The sequence below is a fragment of the Gilliamella apicola genome, from assembly GCF_003202915.1.
Classification (GTDB): domain Bacteria; phylum Pseudomonadota; class Gammaproteobacteria; order Enterobacterales; family Orbaceae; genus Gilliamella; species Gilliamella apicola_Q.
On record NZ_QGLP01000004.1, the window covers coordinates 466,764 to 489,099 of the forward strand.

17 protein-coding genes are annotated in these 22,336 nt (G+C 36.9%); 1 reads left to right on the forward strand and 16 read right to left on the reverse strand.

Features of this window, described 5'->3' with window-relative positions; translation table 11 throughout:
- Positions 1-71 precede the first annotated feature (71 nt).
- Complete coding sequence (locus DKK79_RS03640; protein WP_110422884.1) at positions 72-986, forward strand: putative type VI secretion system effector; 915 nt, start codon at positions 72-74, stop codon at positions 984-986.
- Between the two features lie 143 nt (positions 987-1,129).
- On the opposite strand, the gene tssE is transcribed toward DKK79_RS03640, so the two are convergent.
- The 16 genes from tssE to tssC form a co-directional block, all read right to left on the reverse strand.
- Entirely contained in the window at positions 1,130-1,558 is a 429-nt protein-coding gene (gene tssE, locus DKK79_RS03645; RefSeq protein ID WP_110422885.1) for a type VI secretion system baseplate subunit TssE, read from the reverse strand.
- Complete coding sequence (gene tssJ / locus DKK79_RS03650; protein ID WP_181415219.1) at positions 1,555-2,073, reverse strand: type VI secretion system lipoprotein TssJ; 519 nt, start codon at positions 2,071-2,073, stop codon at positions 1,555-1,557. The genes tssE and tssJ overlap by 4 nt, the downstream gene beginning before the upstream one ends.
- 16 nt (positions 2,074-2,089) lie before the next feature.
- Complete coding sequence (tssG, locus tag DKK79_RS03655) at positions 2,090-3,130, reverse strand: type VI secretion system baseplate subunit TssG (RefSeq protein ID WP_110422887.1); 1,041 nt, start codon at positions 3,128-3,130, stop codon at positions 2,090-2,092.
- Positions 3,094-4,857 (reverse strand): type VI secretion system baseplate subunit TssF, encoded by a 1,764-nt coding sequence (tssF, locus tag DKK79_RS03660; protein WP_110422888.1) that lies wholly within the window; start codon positions 4,855-4,857, stop codon positions 3,094-3,096. The genes tssG and tssF overlap by 37 nt, the downstream gene beginning before the upstream one ends.
- Before the next feature lie 55 nt (positions 4,858-4,912).
- Complete coding sequence (tssA, locus tag DKK79_RS03665) at positions 4,913-6,520, reverse strand: type VI secretion system protein TssA (protein WP_110422889.1); 1,608 nt, start codon at positions 6,518-6,520, stop codon at positions 4,913-4,915.
- Positions 6,521-6,548: 28 nt separating this feature from the next.
- Positions 6,549-9,890 (reverse strand): ImcF-related family protein, encoded by a 3,342-nt coding sequence (locus DKK79_RS03670; RefSeq protein ID WP_110422890.1) that lies wholly within the window; start codon positions 9,888-9,890, stop codon positions 6,549-6,551.
- Positions 9,891-11,024 carry a hypothetical protein gene (locus DKK79_RS03675; RefSeq protein ID WP_110422891.1) on the reverse strand — a complete coding sequence of 378 codons (1,134 nt, stop codon included), beginning with the start codon at positions 11,022-11,024 and terminating at the stop codon, positions 9,891-9,893. It lies immediately after the preceding gene.
- A 4-nt stretch (positions 11,025-11,028) separates the two neighbouring features.
- Positions 11,029-11,295, reverse strand: coding sequence for a PAAR domain-containing protein (locus DKK79_RS03680; RefSeq protein WP_110422892.1), 267 nt, complete (start codon positions 11,293-11,295; stop codon positions 11,029-11,031).
- 95 nt (positions 11,296-11,390) lie between these two features.
- Complete coding sequence (locus DKK79_RS03685; protein WP_110422893.1) at positions 11,391-12,248, reverse strand: hypothetical protein; 858 nt, start codon at positions 12,246-12,248, stop codon at positions 11,391-11,393.
- A complete protein-coding gene (locus tag DKK79_RS03690; protein WP_181415220.1) occupies positions 12,224-13,504 on the reverse strand; it encodes a type VI secretion system Vgr family protein in 1,281 nt (426 codons plus the stop codon). The genes DKK79_RS03685 and DKK79_RS03690 overlap by 25 nt, the downstream gene beginning before the upstream one ends.
- Positions 13,505-13,517: 13 nt before the next feature.
- A complete protein-coding gene (gene tssH, locus DKK79_RS03695; protein ID WP_110422895.1) occupies positions 13,518-16,331 on the reverse strand; it encodes a type VI secretion system ATPase TssH in 2,814 nt (937 codons plus the stop codon).
- Between the two features lie 77 nt (positions 16,332-16,408).
- Positions 16,409-16,897 (reverse strand): Hcp family type VI secretion system effector, encoded by a 489-nt coding sequence (locus tag DKK79_RS03700; RefSeq protein WP_110422896.1) that lies wholly within the window; start codon positions 16,895-16,897, stop codon positions 16,409-16,411.
- 36 nt (positions 16,898-16,933) lie between these two features.
- The gene (locus tag DKK79_RS03705; RefSeq protein ID WP_110422897.1) at positions 16,934-18,694 is read right to left on the reverse strand and encodes an OmpA family protein; all 1,761 of its coding nucleotides are present in this window, start codon (positions 18,692-18,694) and stop codon (positions 16,934-16,936) included.
- An 11-nt stretch (positions 18,695-18,705) separates the two neighbouring features.
- Positions 18,706-19,371 carry a type VI secretion system protein TssL, short form gene (tssL, locus tag DKK79_RS03710; protein WP_181415221.1) on the reverse strand — a complete coding sequence of 222 codons (666 nt, stop codon included), beginning with the start codon at positions 19,369-19,371 and terminating at the stop codon, positions 18,706-18,708.
- A gap of 10 nt (positions 19,372-19,381) precedes the next feature.
- Entirely contained in the window at positions 19,382-20,734 is a 1,353-nt protein-coding gene (tssK, locus tag DKK79_RS03715; RefSeq protein WP_110422899.1) for a type VI secretion system baseplate subunit TssK, read from the reverse strand.
- A 35-nt stretch (positions 20,735-20,769) separates the two neighbouring features.
- Positions 20,770-22,302: a type VI secretion system contractile sheath large subunit gene (gene tssC / locus DKK79_RS03720; RefSeq protein ID WP_220018996.1), complete on the reverse strand. Its 1,533-nt coding sequence runs from the start codon at positions 22,300-22,302 to the stop codon at positions 20,770-20,772.
- Positions 22,303-22,336: the final 34 nt, after the last annotated feature.

Genomic DNA, 22,336 nt, shown 5'->3' on the forward strand with positions numbered 1-22,336 from the left:
TCTTAAATGAATACCGATTATCGAATGCGAAAGCAAAAAAACAGTAATAATAAAAATTAAAAAGGCCAATTATGCCCTACGCAAAATATGATGGAACCGATATTATTTATAATAATAAAGAAGAGTTATTAAAAAAAACAGGGGTGAGTATTACTGATCCCATTTTACCCCCTAAAAATTTAGTAAAAATAACGGGTACACTTACAGAGTTTAAAGGAATATTCTGTTCTGCACCGGTGGGTGATGATGCTTATTTGAGTAAAGAAGAGAGGAAAAAACTGAATGCTAAAATACGAAGCAGAGCGGCGCTTGCAACATTAACTGGGAATAATAGTGCTGGTTTAGCGGCCTTAGGGCATAAGGATGATAGTATACATGTAAGTAATTATTTTGAAGCACAATATTTTACAGCTAAACTAAATAACACAATTAAGTTAAAAGGTTGGCTGGGTTATTTAAAATTTAATGAAGGTGATTTGGTTGAGGTTGTAGCCGAAAAGCATACTGACCATTATGAAGTGTATGCTATGCTTAAACCAAGTGAGCAAATTATTTCGCTTATTCCCCCTTGTTTTGCTGGACGTAAACACGCTTTAAAACGTTATCATATCCCAGTAATTTTATTTTATTTATTGTTTACAGCAGGTTTAGTCTATCTATCAAGTGATTTTACTTTGGATAATCTAATTCCAGCTTATATTGGAATTGGTGCACTTTATATACCAACAATTTTAATTTTATATTATAAAATGATAAATACCCATGTTAAATTGGCAGAACGAATTTTTTCCGTATTGGGTTGGCAAGATGTTGCTAATATTGATTTAGTTGATATAAGTAAAAAGCAGGTGCGGAAATTAATTGCCCAAGGTAAATATTCATTAGAATGGAATGATAATGTTGATCGTTTTATAAGACCTTATAAAGGAGGAGATGGCTTTGGTTTTTTTTATTATGATCCAGAAATGTTTTGTAAAAAAAAATAATCCAAATTTATTAGCTAAACCAGATTATATTACGGTAATTGATACTGAAATGGATAATAATTTTGAAGATAAACGCCAAGAGTAACTACTTAAGATGAGTTAACTCGACATTATCCTAAAAACGCTTAAAAATGCCTCCAATATTAGTTAGTATTTATTCCTTTACGAGTATATTTTAAAAGGGCTTTGCCATCAGGCATAAAGTAAGTCCCATACTTTACTAGTCCACCTTCTTTTAAATGACAAATAAGTTCATAAGCCAATACCATGGCGTCATTGTTTTTCTCTTCGATATTGATATCAATCGAGGAAATCCTTGGTTCATAAGTTAATAGTGTATGTTCTATCGCTCTCATTAAAATATAAGCTGATGAAGGCAAGGCTTGGAAGATTGTTGACATATCAGGCAAACCATAGTCAGGCATATGTTTAATTGCACCAGCCCGACTATTTAAGATACGTTCAATATTATCCATAACACTAATAACGGTTTGTTCATTTTCGGCAACATCATCAATAGGGATGCCTGATTCAAAATAACCATAAAGAATATCGTATAATGAAGCACTCATTTACTTTCATCCAGTAGTTTAATTGTATATTGGCTTGCGATAATCTCGCGTGGTTTATTGATATGTAAATCACTACGTGTTAACACAAGTCGCCAACTATTTTCTTTCAAATTTGGATCTCTATAAAGTGCGGCAATACCGACTACGTCAGCTTTTTTATTAAAGGGAATATCAACAGAAACTGACGTGTTTGGTTTTAAAATCAGTTCTTTACTTTCGAGTAATGATTCCTTTAATGCATCGCTATCTTTATTAACCAGATCTTCATAAAATACTGAATTAAACGTTTCGGCATCTTTTAATTGATAAATGCGAATGACGACTGGCGAAGAAAGTTTTTCGTCATCCATATTTAATTCGGCTCTTGCAGTAATATCTAGATGTATTGTCCTAATACTCCATGAGAAAACAGAATTAGTTAAGTCTGCCGCGCCTTCATATGTGCTTTGTACAATTCCACACCCGGTTAATCCAATGGTTAATACACAAGCCATAAATGTATTAATTAATCTCATACTTATTCCTTTTTTATTATGCAACATAATCAATTCCTGAGTAATGTCCAATATTTACAGCAACTTCATCTTGAGTAATTCCACCATTTTCAGAGATCTTAGTAAATGATGCTGTTTGGCCTAATCGGCTATTTTTCGATGTTAGCCTGCTACGCGGTAAAAAATGACGTTGAATATAGAGTGTCATTTTGGCATCAACTTGGTACCCCAAATAAGCTCGTAACAAAGCCAAAAGATCATGATGTAATTGCCCGCCAGGTAATAAATCAGCAATTTGCTCTTTATGTTGTGGAGTTATGGCAATACGAATGGTTTGATTACACTCTCTAAAACGAGAGCCTAACACGGCACTTCCATTTAGAGCGATTTGTTCCTTACTGCTTAATTTAGCTGGGTTATCAATTGATTGCCAAATAGGATAAAATTCATTGACAACAACTTTTGCATCATTTACCAAAACACGTACTAATCCAATAATCCCTTCCGCGGTGCGTGTTTTTTGGGTGATCAAACCTAATAATGCCAAAAAACGGGATGATGGGGTACCAATTTGTTCTGCTGTCCCTTTGATGCCCAACCCCGTCAATCCTAGCAAACATTTTGATAATGGATCTTTACCGCCACTTAAAAAACTTGCCGGATAATGATATTTTAACCAAATTCGATAAAACTGTGTGATGATTCTATGATTAAACATATCTAAAAAATCAGTCATCGCTTGATAATTTTCTTCACGACGGATGATATTATCAAGTAAACCAAGAGGTAGAGCGGAGTCAACCCCATATAATCCTAAAAACCGAGTTCTTACAGTAGGTGGTCGATTTACATAAGGTGCTCTTTCAATAAATTTTAGTTCACTAGCAGGAAATGACATATCAATAGATGGCGCAAAACGTAAGGGATCTGCAGCTGGTGTTTCATACCTACCAAGTACCGGCTCATTTGCGTACATCTGTTCAAGTAGCTGACAAAAACGATAAAAATTCATTTTTGGCAACACATTTTCAAGTGTTTGCATTAAAAGGCTGTTTTCGATATTTTGCTCTGGTTCCATACAATTTTTCTTCCTGTCGGTAAAAGAATAATAACCAATTTGGTAAACAAGTTAACATCGGCATACAGTGCAAAAAATTGATGCAACAACTCCCCAAAAAGCATCACATCGCCTTCACCAGCAAATTGATAACTATTAAGTGTAACTTCTATTTCTATACCTCGTTGTAACATCCCTTTTTCGATACGCTTAATCATTCGATGAGATACATCAACAATACCGTCTAATCGCCTGCGATTAAGTTCGTTATCTGTCCAATCATATAATGCCAAAGTTCCACGTAATACTTCCGCATTCATTAATGAGAGATAGTTAGGAGCTAAGTGTGACAACACTCGCCAGAAAAAGCGATCTTCTGTTGGCGGATAGCAAGGTAATGTTGGCGAACACAAATTTCGAACATAGGCTATATTTTTTTGCGCTTGAAAAAGCTCATTAATACGTGCATTTCGTAATGCTTTACGAGGCAACATACCATTTGTTCCAGTTATTTGTAATGATAATGTTTCAGTTTCAAGCATTTCATCTTTATCCCAAATTTTACCGCCTAGAATTAACCAAGTTTCATGTAATCCTGAAGCACCTTTACGAACTCGGGTATGATAGTACCTTTCTGGAGCATCATGTCTTAACATACCTCCTCGATGCTTAAAGCTAGTGAAGGGTACATAACGATAACGCCCATTACGAGTAATGGCTTCAACATGCTCAACAGAATAAACCTCTATATGCCCATCTTGGCGCAATAATGGACGCAGTAAATATTCACTCTCTAATTGGTTGACAGTAATCGGATCAGCTTCCATATCAAATAGATTGATAACCGGAACACAATGCAAACGAATATTATCGTGATCAAACGGCATATCACTTGGCCAATTTTCATTTAAAACTAGCTCAACATCGATATAGGAACAACGCGCAGGTACTTCATTAATATTTAATCCATGCAGATCAACAAACATAAATTTTTCACGAAAAGCAAAATATTCTAATAAAAGCTGATACCCAGCAAAAGCGTTATCTGGTTTTAACCATAAGCGATCATCATCAGAAAAACCAACCGATGTTATTTTCCCTTGCATTTTTATCCGATTTTCAGGATTGCTTGAGTAACGTAAATGCATTGAAGCAACCTGTTGGGTTAAGGCATAATGCAGTGTTGAAGCAATAGGCCCATCTGCATTTAAATAGAGGCGCAACTTAGACAAATCAAGCTGTTCAAAATCAGCTAACTCACTAAAACTTAAGCGTAAGGTGATGAGGCTTCGTCCGTCGTGATGGAACCCCAATTTAGCTTGACTAATTTTGATGGGCTGCAAAATTACGTCTTGGGTTGTTCGATAAGGACACTTAGTGCCTACCTGACCAAGTGGTTCACTTTGCACTTTCAATCCTTTAGGAATGAATTCTTGCCGTGTCAGCGTTGCATAATCAGGCGTAAGCTCTACAATCGATAATGATGGAATTAAACGTAAATAATGTGGCCAAAGCAGGCTAACTAAACTTTCAGTAAGTTCAGGTAAATCATCATCAATTTTTTGACGTAGTCGTCCTGTCAAAAAAGCAAAGCCTTCAAATAAGCGTTCGACATAAGGATCGCGGTCACCGACACGATCTAAATTCAATTGACTTGCCCGATCAGGATGAATCTTCGCAAACTCTTTTCCAGCTTCTCGCAAATAGCGCATCTCTGATTCGTAATAGCGTAGAATTAAATCATCCATTGTTTATCTCTTTTATTATCATGTTGTTATTCCTCTGCAAATACAATCAATGACACTACATCAAACTCAATGCTCTTGCTGGATCAAGTTGCATTAATTCATGTTGTAGTTGTTCAATTTGGCTAGAGACATTAGGTTTTTTACCATCTTTAACTTGATTTTTTTGTTTGACTAATCGCAATAAACATCGTTTTACATCAAATAACAATTCCGGTTCCCATTGTAATAATGTAATACATTGCTGTTGTTCATTTAAACCATTTAAAAGTTTCAATGAAATATCAAACTCACCAATTTGTTCAGCAACTCTTGCTTGCGTGTATTGTAAAAAGTATCGTTGTTTAGGAGAACGTAGCGACGGTAAATTTTGCAGCCATTGAAACGCTTTCTCTAAATTTTCGGTCTGAGCAAGTTTTAACGCTTGTTTTTCAATCTCATTCCAATCATTTTCGCCTGATACGGCGATTGGGGCCATACTGTCACCGTCATCTAAATGATGGATACGTGCATTGTTAGCGATCCAACTCAATGTTTCATCATCAGCAAACGGCATCCCATTTTCAAAACAAAGATGTTCAATACCATTTAACCGTTCAAGCATCAAAACGAAATCGGTCAAATAGATATCAGCCCATGATTGATAAGGTTCACCCATTTTTTTTAGTGCCATTATCGTCGCTCGTTGTAAATCTAACCATAAGTGGTTAGCATTTTCCGTAAATGCGCCTTCGACTCGTTCAAAGAGCTGGGGCCATTGTTGTTGAGTAATTAAACGACTGATTTGTTGTTTAAGCTCAGTTCTTGGTGCCGGTAATCGTGTTTTACCGCGATGATCAGCTGGTGGTAACTCAATAATAGTATCCCAACGAACAACTCGTAAAAAGCGCCCTGCGGCTAAGTAGCCTTCAGGTTTTTCGCGTAAAAAAGAGGCCATTTTTCTTGCTTGTTCGAGTAAGTCTCGTTGAGAGCTAATTTTTACCTCACCCTCAACACTTTTTGCTACAGATAATGGAGGCGGTGTTGACAATGCAGTATTTTCTTCAGACTTATTTACATTGATAGGTTGTTTTAGTCCATTAGAAAAAAAATTAACCAATGCAGTCAAATCGGGAGAGTTAATCGGATGATTAGGATCCTCACTAACAAACAATTCTTTGCAACAGGTATCAATCAAGTTTAATGCGACAATAATGCGCGTTAAACACGTCTCTGGAATCGGTTGTAATTTATTGAGTTCATCAATAAATCTGCTACTGGCAAGCCACTCTATGGCATTTTTACGAACATTGTAACGTGAAGGATAAATTGATGAACCAAATTTATCTAATAATCCGGCGAGCAGCTCAAGACCATCAGCAAATCCTTCGCTACCATCGAGATGTAAACAAGCCAAACAATAATAAGTGGCAACACGAATATCTTTACTGTTTTGTTTTAATATTGTTTCACTTTCTGTTGAGATCAACGTGTAATTAACACCTGACAGTTTGGTAATTTCTTCTTTGATTTCTTGAAAAGAATCATAATACGTTAAATCTTCACCAGCCGGTTTGTCCAGACTAATTGGTTGCAACCAATCTATCCAATGTTGATTTAATTGAAGAATCATTGATTCATTAGAATCTTGCTGTTCCAAAAAACGATTCAATAATTGACTAAACATAACAATAACCCATTATTTTGTTTCATTATTATTCAAAAACGGTTCGTGGTAATGAAAAATTACGTAATTTCAGTAACGTCAACGGACCACCTCCTAACTGTGTTCGTAAAATGAACCGTAATTTATGTTCATCCGGCGCATTCCAGATCAGTTCATAGCGACTTGAATCTAAAGGCTTTACTGATGCTGATTCTAGTAGACGTATCCATGCCCAATCACCACTATAATAACCATAAAGCCGTAGTCCGGATGTGTCACTGCTCCAACTAAGGTGTGAATAAGTTGTATATCCATTACTAGGCCAATTAAAACTCTGCCATACAGGGATTTGATTGAAATACTCCAATTTCTGTTTATTAATCGCTAATTCGGTTCGAGTAATATTGCTGCCACTTCGAGGCATTAAATCAAATGAAAAAGAGAGATCACCCGATGGTAATAATTCAGTCGAAATTTCATTAAAGAGTGTAAGTGTCTCAATAAACTTTGGCGAAAAATTAAGTCCTTGTGCATTTGCGGTATTAATAACCCAGCTTCCACCTTTTTTTTCTAATACACCGTTTAATTCATTTGCAATAAAACGATCAATAACTCCAGTATCAGCACGCAAAAAGCGAGCCAATTCAGCTAATGATGCTTCATTTTCACTATCTTTAAACGGGTAACGGCCGGCAAAAGATTTTTCCCATTGACTTACAACATAATCTTGCCAAATATTATTGAAACTCATTGAGGCTGGAGCTAATACTACTTGCCATGATTGTTCTAACGGCTGCTTAAATAAGCTGTAGCCAAAACCAGACCATTCTTCGCCAAGATTTGCCGCGATTAAATTGCCATAATCTCGCGTTTCAGTTAAATCGACAGAAGTACCTTTAAAAACACTTTTTGCCAATTCTTGCATTCTTAATTGAGGATCGGCACTATTTACGACATTTTGCAATTTTAGTCGAGCCTGCGTAACTCGTAATAGGTATGTTTGCAAAGAGAGCCCATTCGTATTGTCATTTTGAAGCAAACTGGTTATAGGTAAAAATGTAGCCGCTAATGGCTTAGAGGTATCGTTATTTTTTGGTAACCCCGTTGGTGATTTGTTGCTCATTAACTCTTGGGCAGAACGTAGTAAATTATCTGACAAGCTGCCTCCGCTATAAGATACTTCTGATTGGTATTTGACTACATTCATTAATGCAATTAAAGGAGATTGCCGAGTATCCGCCAGTAGAGTTAGCTGTTCGATCACATCTGAAACATTATTGGTTTGATTCCACTGAATAGTATTTAAAAAATGTAACCAAGCCATACCATATTCACTAAAATATCGTTCTGTAAGTTGTTGTTTTAGTGTTTGGGGTGAAATGGATTCTGTTAATTTGCTTTCACTATCACTATCACTATCACTTAACACCCAATCGATTTGCTCTTGTCGTGATTTAGCAACATCATCAATTTCATCTTTTATTGTCTCTTCCCACGCTTTTCTCGTATAAACACCGGGTATGTCAACATTACTGGAAAATAGTAATCGACTATCTAATCCTTCTAGTATTTGATTCAGATTTTGATTTGCATAATGTTGACTTGCTCGTTGAATTATCTCTTGATAAAGCGTGTTAACGGCATTTTTAACACCAATTCGGTTAATTAAAATTTGCCTAACATCTTTGACTAAACGAGGATCGTTTTGTTGTGCCCAATCAGGGTGTGAATTGAGTGTTTGTCCCCAAAATCGAACTAATTCTGGCATTAATCGCTGCCAATCACCATCACTGATGCCTTCAGGTGCTCGCCATATTTTTGCGGCAAATTGACTCAAATACACTCCATCACTTTTGTCAGGATGGTTCATCATTAAATAAGCTTTTAACACATCATAGGCCGAATCGACTAATTTTTTGCGATTCGGATCATTAGGTGGTAACCCTGTGAGCAAGGTTAGGTAGTCGGTCATATGTTTATAAAATGGTGTAGCAATATTACGCGAATTATTCACCTGATAGCTAAACCATAATTTATTTAACAAAGCATCATTATGATTCAAACCAAATCGATAAGATAAAGGTGCACCTTTTTTCTGACGATAAAGTAGTTGTTCTAATCGTTGTTGCAACTCATATTGTGTTTGTAGTTGAATGACATAATCTTGTGTAACAGATTCATCGGCTTTTTTAACAAGTTCAAAGCTATCATCAATTAGTGAGGCATTACGGTAATATGACGTGAGTAATGCCACGCCAGTCACTGCCATGGACATAAGTAAAACATAACAAGATAAGGTTCCCCATTGAATGCCCATTCGTTGCCCTAATTGTAATTGAGCATCATCGCTAATTGACTCCAATGTTGGGGTCATTGACAAATAATGTTCAAAAAGCGGTTGATCTTCTATCTGAGATAACTGATAAGGTGTAAAAAAAAGTCCGCGAACATGTGGGGAATAAGGGTATGAAATGAGCGACGTTAAATAACGTGTAATGTTATTGATATCACATTTAACTAAATCCTGACTCAGTTTAAGTAAAAAAGAGTAATGGGTATTTTTTTTAATCTGCTGTACGCCACGTTGGCAACACTCTTTAGCCAATTGATTCAGCGATACCACAACAGATTCCATCTTATCTTTCTTTAATGATGGAAAAAGCAGACCAACGCTTTGCTCCACGCGTCCAGCTTGTGACCATTCACAACTTTGCCCCGCAACTAAATAAACTGGCGCAGACCAATTTAATACTTTATTACGAGTTTGCAGTTGTAATATATCCTTTTCAAGCGCTAATTGTTGATGTCGTGTATTGTCAAGATAATGCTTAGGTAGGACTAAAATTAACGCATCAAGTGGTTTTTGTAAAAAAGGAATACAACGTGAAAACTGTGTTTTTAACGCTTGCAACCATGGAGTATTCACTTCATCTTGAATATCACCACCATAAACCATTAAGGTGTTATCGCATAATTGCCAGAGTTCAGTAGGCAAATTAGGTAATAATTGTTGAACTTCAGAAGAAGAACCCAGTACTAAACATTTGCGAATTTTATATCGCCAAAGCAATCCTGAACGATTGCGACACTGCTTTTTTATCTCTAAAAATTCAGGAAATGGCAGTGGTTTTTCTGATTTTTTAGGTTCAATAGGGTTTAAAGATTCACGCTCGGCTTTATCTTTAGCCCATATTTTACGACTGTTGGTAATAATGGTCGGTGTCAATAATATGCCGAATAACAATAGCATCACTTGTAACCAAACGGTAATTTTTTGTCCTGTTGTTGGGTAACCTAACCAAGTTCCCCACAAAAAGAGAACAACAGCGAATAATGATGCGGCCAATGATATAATGAAAATTAATCCAATTTTTTTCCATTTATTTTTCATTTATGATTCCTCGCTTACTGCTGTCACCACTGAAAATAGCCATTGATTTTGGCTTTTTGCAGCAATTAAATTATTTTGTTTTGTTTTAGTTATCATCTCGCATCCTAGCGCCAATGAAAGCCAATAAGAAAGTTCAGTTTGCTCACCTGCGAGGCTTTCTAATTTATATATCTGTTCTGGAGAGATGTTCAATTCAGCTAAATGTTTGGTAATATTGACTTCTTGTTTGAAATCCAAGTTGTTAATCCATAGTTGATTTATTTGATTTATTGCAGGTTGTATCTCAACCATCTGATTAATACCGATAGATAGATCGTCAGTTACCATTGGCCGTAATATTTCACTTCGTGCAATATCAATTGCCAAATCAAGATAATGTTGTTTATCCATCAATAAAAAAGCACATAGGAAAGCAGTACCTGATGAAATAGTGTTATTAATAATCACTAGCTGTAAGTCAGTTTGAGTCGAGTCAATCCATTCTGTCAATTTGTCGAGATTAGCAGAAGGCATAAACTGATGAGTGATTGTATAAGGTTGTTCTATTTTTGCTGCACTATAGGCGCGATGAATATCATCATTGACATAATTGTAAGCGTCACTTGATGAATACAGAGTGATATTGATGCGCTCAGTCACAGGGATGATAGATAATTGATGTCGGATAGAAAAAAACAGATCTTCAATGTGTAGATAGAATTTTACTATATCATTAAATGCTAATGATTTATTGATTTGATTCTCTAAATCAGCACTACCTTTTATTAGTTGTTGTAGGCTTATTTGATTAGGTAAATGATAATAACTATCAATAACCACTAATGATTTCATTGCCCATGCTTGCCAATTTTGTGTAATATGTTTCTGCTCATGTTGCCATATTTCATATTCTTCTTGTGCTAGGCCATAGAGATAAAAACGAATACCAATTGCAATACCACCAATCATTGATGGTATAAATATTGTACCAGCCCAAAATGTCCATTGTTTGCTGTAATCATTATTTGGCCACATCAAAGCAAGTATTATGCCGGTAGTAAATATCAATACTATAAAAAATAAGAACCATCGCCCTAGATGTAACTTTACAGGTGGTTTTAACGTGTCAATCACTTTAGGTTTAGGCCAAGACATGATATTACTCCATCTCCATACTGTGAATGGTTGAAAGTACTTTACAACCACATTCACATAAACACTGGTCAATTACCACAACTTTACCATCAGAGAAGCAAGTTTGAGATCCTTCAATAATTTTGTTAACACCATGCCCTTTTTTAGGGCAACTCACTAGATCGCCAATCAACGCAACAGGTTTGCCTTCAACAGTCATTGTTGATGAAACCGAAATTACCGCTCCACCATGTGTTGTTGGGTCACCTAATCTAACCACATTTTTTCCCATTTTTACTACTCCATGTTACTTAACTTATCTATTATCAATAACCTTTGTACTTCAAACGTGAATGAAATGGTCTGTACTATTATTCAACTATTGGACTATGTCTCATTTCGTGTTGTCTCATTTCGTGTAATAACATCATCTTTAGGCTGTTTACCTCTTTCATCTAACACAGTTACCCAATCTGGTAAAATTGGCGTCCGACAATAATAATCGGCATAAGGATTATATTTCGTTAGCTTTTTAAAATCTGGCGTTTGTGGGTCATCAAATAATATTGGATCGCCATTACGGTTCATTTTTTTAAACTGAAGATTTTCTTTGACACTATTAAATAGCCACGGTTTAGGATAACCCCAAATGGCGTATATTTTATTACTTAGAAAAGAGTAATGACCACCGAACATAAAAAAGAATATAAAAAGAATCAGAATAGAAAAAGAAAAAGAAATTACAATATTATCAACTGCGTCGTTTAAAAGATTGCCAGAAATAAATGACACAAAGAAAAGGACAACTAAAGAAAAGACACAAATGCCAGCAGAAAAAACAGCGCAATATTTCAATAAATGTAAAGTTGTGGCACCAACAGAGCGGGGAAAAAAGAGAGCTTGTTGCTGCGGTAGTCGTACGGCATAGGCTTTATAGCTATTATTTTTTTGTGGTTTGACAATCACTTCAATATAATCACCGTCTTTAAAACCGACACCAACCAGTTTACCTTCCACCCATTTGCTACCGATATAACAACAAAAACCTTGCCCAGCTATTTTTACGCTACCACTGGTTAATGAACCGAGAATAGATGCTGTTGAGACGATTACTTCAAAAAAACCTAGTATAATAATACCAATAAGGTTTATTAAACCGATATGGTCTGAACGCATCTCTTTTTCGTCATTAGTTACAACTAATTGACTCACCGTACCTTTTAATACTTGATAATCATTAGACATATACTAGTCCTTGTTGGTCGATATCTTGCTCCACAACAGAGAACATCTGCATCAGAGCGGTTACCTTGACCACTCACGCTCAAAATGACAAAGCCTTCTTGCATCTCAGGCAATGGATTATCATCAATACGAATATGTTGTCCGGGTGATAAAGAATAAGAATTACTTTTTCCTTTGATGATTATCTGCTGACTAATGACATGTTCATGGCGAATACGCGCATACCATTGGCCAGTTTCAATAACGCTGTCGCTCTTTCGATTTGCTGAATTGTTATCATTATTTATACTTGTAGTACTGGCATTTTCTGAAGTACTACTCTCATCACTATTACTACTACTTTGGCGTTTATAGTGCTCGCCATATCGGTAATCGGTGCCATAGGTGGTGGTTGCTTCCTTCTGTGTACTGACTTCGCCTTGTAAATTCATTTGTGCATCACGGTAGTTATAGTCTTGTACTTTAATTGACGATTCAACGGTTTGACTGTGCAGTGACATATCCCACACACTTTCGGTACCCGCATCGAGTGTACCTGTTGGCAGTTTATAATCAATGCTCCCAGCATTGTGATGGCCTTGTTCATAATCACTGAGCACCAACACATCACAGTGATGCTCAGCATGACTTTCAAAGCGAAACCAAATACCCACATCACTCAGTAGTCGCTGAATAAACTCAAGGTCACTCTCTTGCCATTGAGTAATAAATTCACGAGCAGGGTAGCTCTCTTTAAGCATAAGCCGATAATCAACACCAGTAAAACCATGATTACGAAGCACTTCTTCAACCACATTAACCACACTTTGGTTTTGAAAGATGGTACTGTTTCGATTCAATGAGAGTAGGGCAAGGCGCGAGGATAAAACAACCGAATAATGTGCCTCATCTTTATTAAAAGATAATTGATTAAATGCCGTAATTATACCATAACAGATCCGTGATTGACTTTGTGACGTCATAGCACTAAGGGAGCTCAGCGCTGTGGTTAAGGCATTGGGGCTAACTGGATTAAAGGTAAACGAAGCGGGCTGATTTAACACGGCATCAATTGACAATGCTTTATCACTACTAGTAAATGTGATGACATAATGCCAAGGTTGGTTAAGCTGCTCTTCGCCCTCAACGTTTAAGATCGAGATAGGCGATAACAGGCCATCAACCGTTAACGTATAACGATTATGACTCACTGACGATAATCCGTTAACCAATTTTTCACTTAACAGATTGGTAAGTTGATTAAATACCTGTACCACATTTATCTCCTTTCTATTTCATCTTGCTTTTTGGTTTATTACTATTTTTGATAGTTTTCACAGGAGCTACTTTTATCGATTTAGTTGTCTGCGCTTTTTTCGATTTAGCTTTCTGATTTGGCTGTTTGGCCCACTCAAGTACAATGCCCTCGCTTTTATCAAAGTCGAGAATTAATGTTTGTGTTGTATCAGGATGATGACTATCTCTTTGCAAGAGAAGGTTTGATACCACCGGTAAAATTTGTTGATTTAAAATACTATCAATATTTCTTGCTCCAGTATCTGGTAATAAACATGCAGCAACCAATTGATCGTAGAGTTGTTCGCCCACATTAAAATCGATTTTATAATGTTTTTGTAACCGTGAAGCCACATTGTCTAATTTCATTTTCACAATATGTCGTAATGAATCGTTTGCTAGCGGTGTGAAAATAACAGTTTGAAAACGTGCAAGCAGTGCTGGTTGAAAGTGTTCTCGAATAATTGGACGTAATAATTCATGCTGTGTAGCTAGATCTGCATCAGGCATTTGTTCAAAAAGTGCCATAAGTTCATCGCTACCCAGATTCGACGTCATAAGAATTAATGTGTTGCGAAAATCAATTTCCCGACCTTCTCCATCTCGCATAAATCCACGGTCAAAAACTTGATAAAATAAGTTAAGCACGTCGCGATGTGCTTTTTCAACTTCATCTAATAAAACTACGCTATAAGGCCGTTTTCTGACAGCTTCTGTCAAAACGCCACCTTGACCATATCCGACATAGCCAGGAGGTGATCCTTTGAGTTGAGAGACAGTGTGTGCTTCTTGGTACTCAGACATATTGATAGTAATCAGCGATTGTTGACCACCGAATAATGTGTCAGCCAGTGCCAAAGCTGTTTCAGTTTTACCTACACCGGAAGGCCCAACGAGTAAAAATACCCCCATCGGGGCTTCTTCTGAAGTGAGTCCTGTTTTAGCTGCTCGAATCCGTTTGGCGATTTCAAACAACGCATTATCTTGTCCTACTACACGTAAACGAAGATCGTCCTCAAGTGTCAATAAATGGCTTTGTTCATCTTTTAATAGACTTTCTAATGGAACACCCGTCCAATCTGCAATGACAGAAGATACCGTGCGACTATCCACATCTAACGACAATAATGGTGCAGTACCTTGCAGTTCAGTTAATGTTTGCTGAGCTTCGGCCAGTTGCTTGCGGATTTTTTTATCAGCCTTAGGGGTTAGTTTTTTTCGTAACTCAATTAATGTTTCAACCTGTTTCTTTTCTTTTTCGAATTGAGTTTTTGCGAAAGTTAATTTTTGCTGTAATTGGCTTAATTGGCTATCAATATCGGTTAGACGCGTTGTTGCGTCAGATTCGCCAAGGGAAACATCAACCTCAATGGCTTCTTTTTCGATAATGAGTGCATCAATCTTAGCTTCAATTTTTGTAATTGATTCAGGAATCGTATCTAACCCCATTCTAACACGGGCAGATGCGGTATCTAATAGATCAACGGCTTTGTCGGGTAATTGACGACCACTAATATAACGTCGAGATAATGACACCGCAGTTTTGACTGCTTCATCAAGAATATGAACACCATGATGCTGCGCATATCGTGATTTTAATCCGCGTAACATAAGGCTTGCTTTTTCATCATCGGGTTCATCGACTTTAACCATTTGAAAACGTCGTTCAAGTGCGGCATCTTTCTCAAAATATTGTTTATATTCCGACCATGTTGTGGCAGCAATAGTTCGCAATTCTCCCCTTGCTAGAGCTGGTTTTAACAAATTGGCGGCATCTGCACCACCGGCAGAATTTCCTGCACCAATGATTGTATGAGCTTCATCGATAAACAATAATATCGGTACTTGAGATTGCTGAACCGCGTCAATAACATTTTTCAGCCTTTGTTCAAATTCACCTTTAACGCCGGCTCCAGCTTGAAGCAAACCGAGATCGAGTGTAAGTATACTGACACCCTTAAGGTTGGTTGGTACATTACCTTCAGCGATACGCAATGCTAATCCTTCAACTAGCGCGGTTTTCCCGACGCCTGGTTCCCCTACCAAAATGGGGTTATTTTTACGACGACGGGATAAAATATCCACCATCTGACGAATCTCATCATCACGACCAAATACTGGATCAATTTTTCCAGTTTTGGCTTTTTCAGTGACATCTTCAGTGAAGCGATTCAGTGCTGCTTGGTGATGATTCTGCTTAGAATGAGTATTTGAGGTAGAAGATTGCGACGTTTTGGGCTGTATATCCTTGTCGGGAGTATCCGTTTGGGGCGCTTTATCTACTTGCTCTAGTGATACGGTGATCTCATCTGTTGAATAACTATATTGATTACTTGGATTTTCATCAGACATCTGATCTAACATTGAACGCATTTTTTGTAATGAGATAACCGATAGACTTAACAATGGCCATGCTTGTTGCGCTTTTAAGCAATGAGGCATCTCTTGTAGTGCCTGTAAAATATGCACGGAGCGAATCATGTCTTCATTATCTTCTAATGAGGCTTTTAACCATGCTGACTGTAATATCGCAATCAACGATGATGATAAACTGGGTTTTTTATTAATTGTATGCGGTAATGAATCCAAATAGCTGAGTAATCCTTGCCAAACGTTATCCATATTCAGCTGATAGTGCCTTGTGATAACCGTAATATCGCCAGATCCTTGTTCTAATAATTTTAATAACCAATGCTCAAGTGTGATTTCCGTATGTGCGCGTGTTTGGCATAATCCAGCCGCTGACTCAAGTGCTTTGGCACAATAGGGATTTAGTCTTCTTAATAACACAGAGGGATCCGCAATCATGACTATTCCTTTTATTATTTCATTGTTAAACCAATAATGGTTGAACCTGTTTTTCAACAGGATCAACCGATGCGACATTAGCCACGGTTTTCAACCCAACTGTCTGAGTGAATAATATTGCCATCTTTGTAAGTCCACGTTATTTTTTCATAACGCAGTTCAATACGTTCTAAATGGTTATATTGTTCTTTGGTTGGATCTTTAATGTTATGCATTTCAGGTTTAATCGATACTACTTTCACGCCATCCATTAACGTATTGAAATATTCAACTTCTTGCCCTGCATCATTAATTTTGTACCATTTAATTTCAACAGATTTTAAATTTTGACCAGTGGTCACTGCTTTATAGAGATAAGGCGATGAAGCATCTACTTCTTTAACAAATTCAAGTGCTTTATGAACACGAGTCCCTGTTAATTTACCTGTATTGCCATCTGTCGGTATGTAGACTTTATGGTCAAACTCAACAACTTCAACACTACCTTCACGACCGACTACGGTTACAGAACCTTTAATATCTGCACCACCGTCATCTTTTAAAAACATATATGCTGGAACTGCCATAGTATTTCTCCTTTTGTTGGTTTTTTTTTCACATTTTCATTCTTCATTTGCCAAAATACAATTTGACATTTGAGGAATTAAACTAATTTCAACTCGTCGATTTTTTGCTCGATTTTCTAATGTATCATTATTTACTAAAGGCTTTTTAGCACCATATCCTTGTATCGCAAAACAGGTTTCAGGAATATCACTTGTTTTTATGATCCAGTTTCTTACTGCAACCGCCCGCTCTAATGATAATTGTATATTTTTGCTTTCATCACCAGTCGAATCAGTATGACCTGTAATTAAAATAAGCCATCCAGTGCCTTGATTAGCATTGATCTGTTTTTTCATTTCCATTAAAGCGTTAACTAATACTTTACTTGAGTCTGATTTTAGGTTTGACTGCCCACTTTCAAAAAGTGATAAACTATCTAATCGTATAACGGGAGGTGGATCTTTGATCACTACTTCGGTTTCTTTGACAATGATTTTTACAGGCTCTGGTGGTTTTGCCACATAATCACTCATTGCAATATCTAATGGTTTAACCAATTGTTGCCCTCGATAAAGTCCCATTCCTAAACGAACCGGCTCACCTTGTGCTAAATATTGATTTAATATGGCTCTATCCTCTTTTAATTGTTCAAGCGCTTGCCGTTTTTCCTCATAAGATTCCATAGAAATGAGCTGGTAAAGGTGAATATCATTTTGTATCTGCTCAGCAAGTTTAAGATTATTCCAAAACGACGCGCCCAAACAACCGATCATAAAAACAGATGTAATCATGATTAAACCACAGATCATCGTGCAAATTGGCGAGAATGGGTATGCTATAGGCATAAATTTTACTAATGCATCAGGCGGGCTGACGACTTCTTGTATTTTATGTGTATTTGGAAGAGACAATGTGGTCAAGCTTTCCCATAATTTCTGCATCACATTATCGTTGGTTACTGATTGATTAATGGGATAAATCGCCATAGCAGTTGGTACACATTTAGCGATAGGTTGTTTTGAATCGACTAACGTCGCTAACACAATACGTTCAATCCAAGATTGCGTTTCGTTCAAAAAAGGTCGTAATCTCAAACGCCGTTCTCGTTCATCTGAAGCAATTTTGATGTCATTTACCCAGTTATTAATAGGTGATAAGTAACGATCAAGTAAGTATAGTTGTTTATTGACTAGTTGAAACCAGTAAATCGGCAATGGATTTTGTTCATCGTAAATTAAATCGTTAAAACCAATATGGGTTGATAAATAGACAGGCACTTGGTATTTTGCTATGCGACAAGTGTCAACCCAAGATTGACGAAATGCTTGCAATTTAGCGATCAATAATCCTTGTTTATCTTCTAATTCGGGAGCAAGGGCAAGAAATATGCCTACTCGCCCTAACATGTCCGGCCATTTCGCGATTAATGAATCATAGACTATGGGAAGATGAGAGTACTCATCGACATAGATCCAAACCGCTTCAGATGAGACTAACACATTCGATTCAGCCAATGATAAATCGTGAGGAAAAAAATCTTTTGCAGCACTCCCCGTTACCAATAAAATCGGTAAACGATAACGTTGTCTTGCTGGCAATAAATCAAGTTTTTGTGTCAAAAACTGAATGTTTGCTGTTGATGAAGCAAGTATTCGTCGGTAGTGCTGCATTCGCCATAATAATCCGCTGGCAATTGCTACAATTAGAATGGCGCCAATAATCTTCCAACCAATAGTTATCGGTAAGAAAACAAATAGTAGCAATAAGCTTAATATAACCGCGTAGATAATTTGGATACGCTTAGGGTAATCGCTCATAAAACACCTTTTTAACCGACAATTTGTTGAATCAATGTATCAAGTTGATCATTTAATATGAAATAGAGTGCAACAACAGCAAAAACCGATAATGCAGTGCAAGATAATAAGAGAGTTTTTCGCCCCCAATACCGGAAAGTTTGTGTCTGCTCAATTATCGGGTGTGATTGTTCAGGTTCATATTCGCGTACAGCTTCACGCAATGCTAAAATGAGGTGCTCTCGTTCCATTTGAGGTTTATCAAGATAACGACCTTGAAATCCTAATCCCAATACTCGGTCAAAACAACTCAACACTAACAACTCTTTTATATCCGCTTTCAATCGTGTTCGAATTTTTTCAAATAAATCATCACCGGCATTATGAGTATTAAAAAAAATAACTTGTAATGGTGCACCTAACCATTCATCGTAGTCTTGATTTTTAGGGTTATCTCGATGGCAAAGCAAGACAGTTTCATCTAATAATGCACATAAAGCGTAACTAATATCGTCAATTACATCATGGCTATATTGGGCGTTATATAAATTGTCACGAACCGTTATTACCTGCTGCTTACAAAGCTCGTATAATTTATGTCCAGAAGGAATATCTGCTTTAGCTTTTAGTTGTACTACCACTAAGATTGAATCTCTTAACAACTCATCAATAACCAGTTTTTGGGGTTCTATACTCATAATGTTTATCCTATGATCGCAAAACAGCGAACAATTCCAATGAAATATCAGGCATTGCCCTCGGCACATAAAATTCACAACATCGCGTTAGCAACATATTTTTTGCTGCATCATGTGAAAGATCTAATGCAAAATATTGATTCTCTAAACGCATCGGTATAGCCGCGGGCACATGACTCAGCGCTTTTAATGGGATTCCTGATAAAGCTGAATGTATAATCTGCCTTACATCATCAGGTGCTCCAGCTTTACATAAAATTGGAAATTGTGACTGTAATTGATGTCCCGGCATACTTGAACGAACAGAGAGATAAAAATCAGCATCTTCAACTAGTCGAGAATCGTTTAATCTTCCTGTCCATAATGTATCTTTGTCATGAACCAAATCAATTTTAATTACGCGAGAAGGTAAACTTTCTTCTAATAAATTGCGTACTAATCCAAAAAGAGGAGGGAACACGTCATTGAGTGTAGTATGCTGATAAGTGGGAATACCATCAACATCATTCGCCAATGAAAATGTGAGTAAAGCCCCTGTTAATGCGGTTAACGTTTGATAAAGATTTTCTGGATGGATAGTCGGATTATCTCGCAAGAACTTAAGCTGCGGTTCAAAAGTGTTTAATGCATTTAAAAGCCAAAATAAAGAAACATCAGCGATCGCAAATTCGGCCATTTGTTGATTGCGTTCATGACGCATACCCATCAAGCGCTGACGTTTTGCTTGTATTTGAACACAGAGTAGCTCTAACTCTTTCAATAATGCTCCACTTTGAGTAAATAGATTCACTAGTGGTGGAATATAGTCAAAATCAAGGACAAATTGGCCATTAAGATTTCGTTTTAATTTTGCAATCGGACAGGTTAAATAATCGCTATGGTCTTCAAAGTCGAATAAAAATGTTAAAGCATAACGTTCAACGGCAATGGTTTCAGTATTTTGACCAAACAGGTCGGTTACTTCAATCCATTCTTGTCGATAACGCAACGGTCTCTCAAGAAGTTGATTATCTTGTAAGCAGTTTCCGCCATTAGCCTGCAATAACGGAATGCCCACAAAAACAGTAACTTCTTCAAGCTCAACCGGTATATCGGTATTAAGTGCTCTGATTTCCGGTAACTTATCAGCAACATCGGTATTGATGAACACACCATCAGGAAAACGAATGCTGATTGATTCGATTTTAAGACGATCTACCGTCAGAGCTTGTGTATCAATAATCAGTTTTTCAATGCCCCACGGATTAGCCACCGACATAGTGGCTAATTTTTGTGAGGAAAATTGGTTCCACAATATTTGTTGTTGAAATTGTTGAGGCGTCAAAAAGACGCCCTCATTCCATAGAGGACGAAAAATTTTCATGTGTCCTAACACTCCCAGTTTTTATATAAATGATATTACGCTTTGGCTTTTGGCATTTGTGATACCATCGACAAATTAATATCCATTCCTTCAATCTGGAAATGAGGGATTAAAAAAGTTTTAACGCGGAAGAACCCCGGATTATCCTCAATATCTTCAACTATCACTTTGGCTTCTCGTAATGGATGTGAGGCTTGAACTTCATCACTAGGATCGGTCATTTCTGTAACAAGGTTACTAATCCATTTGTTTAATTCAAGCTCTAATACTCTGCGATCTTTCGTTGCACCAATATTTTCGCGTTGAATCACCTTTAAATAGTGTGCAATACGTGATAATAAGAAAATGTAAGGTAAGCGCGCATTAATACGACTATTAGCCGTAGCTTCTTTTGTATCATAAAGCGCTGGTTTTTGTGTTGAATTAGCTGAAAAGAAGCATGCATAGTCTCTATTTTTATAAAAAGAGAGGGGAATAAAGCCTAAATTTGCGAATTCAAATTCTCGTGTTTCAGGAATAAGTACTTCTGTTGGAATCTTAACTTGGTTACCCGTTCCTAAATCGTAAAGGTGTATTGGTAGATCTTCAACTAGCCCACCTGCTTGTGGTCCTCGAATCTGAACACACCAGCCGTTGCGAATAAAGCTTTGCACCATGTTAGCAGCAAAAGCATATGAAGCATTAGCCCATAAATAACGGTTATGCTCTAGACCTTTAACGTCCTCAACATAGTTAAAGCTACGAACTGGCACAGTATCAGGACCATAAGGTAAACGCGCTAATACTCTTGGTAATGTAAGCCCCACATAACGAGAGTCGTCTGTATCACGGTAACTATTCCATTTGGTATACTCTGCACGATCAAAATAGTTAGCAATATCTTTTATCGCCGCCACTTCTTCCATGGTCTCTTTACCAAAGAATTTAGGGCCGACTGAACCCACGAATGGCATATGTGCTGCTGCAGCAACTTTTGAGATATTGCGTAATAAAGCAATATCTTGTGGACCACGATCAAATTCATAATTTGAAATTGTTACACCGATTGGTTCTCCACCGGGAGTGTCATATTCTTGAATATAAGTATGTCGATAAAAACCTGTTTGGATAATTTCTGGCGCATCCTCAAAATCTTGACGAAGCTCTTCTTTTGATACATCTAATAATTCAATTTTTACATTGCGACGAAAATCAGTCCGGTTGACGAGAAACTTTAACCCACGCCATGTTGCTTCAATTTCTTGAAATGTTTCATTGTGCATAACAGCATCAAGTTGGCGGCTTAATTTCTGATCTATTTGGCTAATATGATAATCCAATAAATGTTTATCTAGTTTTTCGATTTTTTGAGAGGAATTTTTGATCAATTTAAGCAAAATGTTAACAGCCATTGTAACCCGTTCATCTTGTGAAGACTCAAACAAGACGTCATTGTCTTCATATTTATCTATTTCTCCTGCTTTTTCAATCGGGTTTAAATTGATTTTGTTAAATAAAGATTGGTAAACACTACTATTATCGTCTAACTCTAATTTACTCGTATTTTTTTGTTCCTTTTGCATATTCATAACTTTTCCCTTATATTTCCATCCAAAACAAGAA

Bases quoted from the DNA above. Each gene is read 5' to 3' on its own strand.
- tssJ (WP_181415219.1), bottom strand. From the start codon at position 2,073: ATGAGATTAATTAATACATTTATGGCTTGTGTATTAACCATTGGATTA.
- DKK79_RS03675 (WP_110422891.1), bottom strand. From the start codon at position 11,024: ATGTCTTGGCCTAAACCTAAAGTGATTGACACGTTAAAACCACCTGTA.
- tssA (WP_110422889.1), bottom strand. From the start codon at position 6,520: ATGTTTAGTCAATTATTGAATCGTTTTTTGGAACAGCAAGATTCTAAT.
- DKK79_RS03670 (WP_110422890.1), bottom strand. From the start codon at position 9,890: ATGAAAAATAAATGGAAAAAAATTGGATTAATTTTCATTATATCATTG.
- DKK79_RS03680 (WP_110422892.1), bottom strand. From the start codon at position 11,295: ATGGGAAAAAATGTGGTTAGATTAGGTGACCCAACAACACATGGTGGA.
- tssE (WP_110422885.1), bottom strand. From the start codon at position 1,558: ATGAGTGCTTCATTATACGATATTCTTTATGGTTATTTTGAATCAGGC.
- DKK79_RS03700 (WP_110422896.1), bottom strand. From the start codon at position 16,897: ATGGCAGTTCCAGCATATATGTTTTTAAAAGATGACGGTGGTGCAGAT.
- tssG (WP_110422887.1), bottom strand. From the start codon at position 3,130: ATGGAACCAGAGCAAAATATCGAAAACAGCCTTTTAATGCAAACACTT.
- DKK79_RS03705 (WP_110422897.1), bottom strand. From the start codon at position 18,694: ATGAGCGATTACCCTAAGCGTATCCAAATTATCTACGCGGTTATATTA.
- tssK (WP_110422899.1), bottom strand. From the start codon at position 20,734: ATGAAAATTTTTCGTCCTCTATGGAATGAGGGCGTCTTTTTGACGCCT.
- DKK79_RS03640 (WP_110422884.1), top strand. From the start codon at position 72: ATGCCCTACGCAAAATATGATGGAACCGATATTATTTATAATAATAAA.
- DKK79_RS03685 (WP_110422893.1), bottom strand. From the start codon at position 12,248: ATGTCTAATGATTATCAAGTATTAAAAGGTACGGTGAGTCAATTAGTT.
- tssC (WP_220018996.1), bottom strand. From the start codon at position 22,302: ATGAATATGCAAAAGGAACAAAAAAATACGAGTAAATTAGAGTTAGAC.
- tssF (WP_110422888.1), bottom strand. From the start codon at position 4,857: ATGGATGATTTAATTCTACGCTATTACGAATCAGAGATGCGCTATTTG.
- tssL (WP_181415221.1), bottom strand. From the start codon at position 19,371: ATGAGTATAGAACCCCAAAAACTGGTTATTGATGAGTTGTTAAGAGAT.
- tssH (WP_110422895.1), bottom strand. From the start codon at position 16,331: ATGATTGCGGATCCCTCTGTGTTATTAAGAAGACTAAATCCCTATTGT.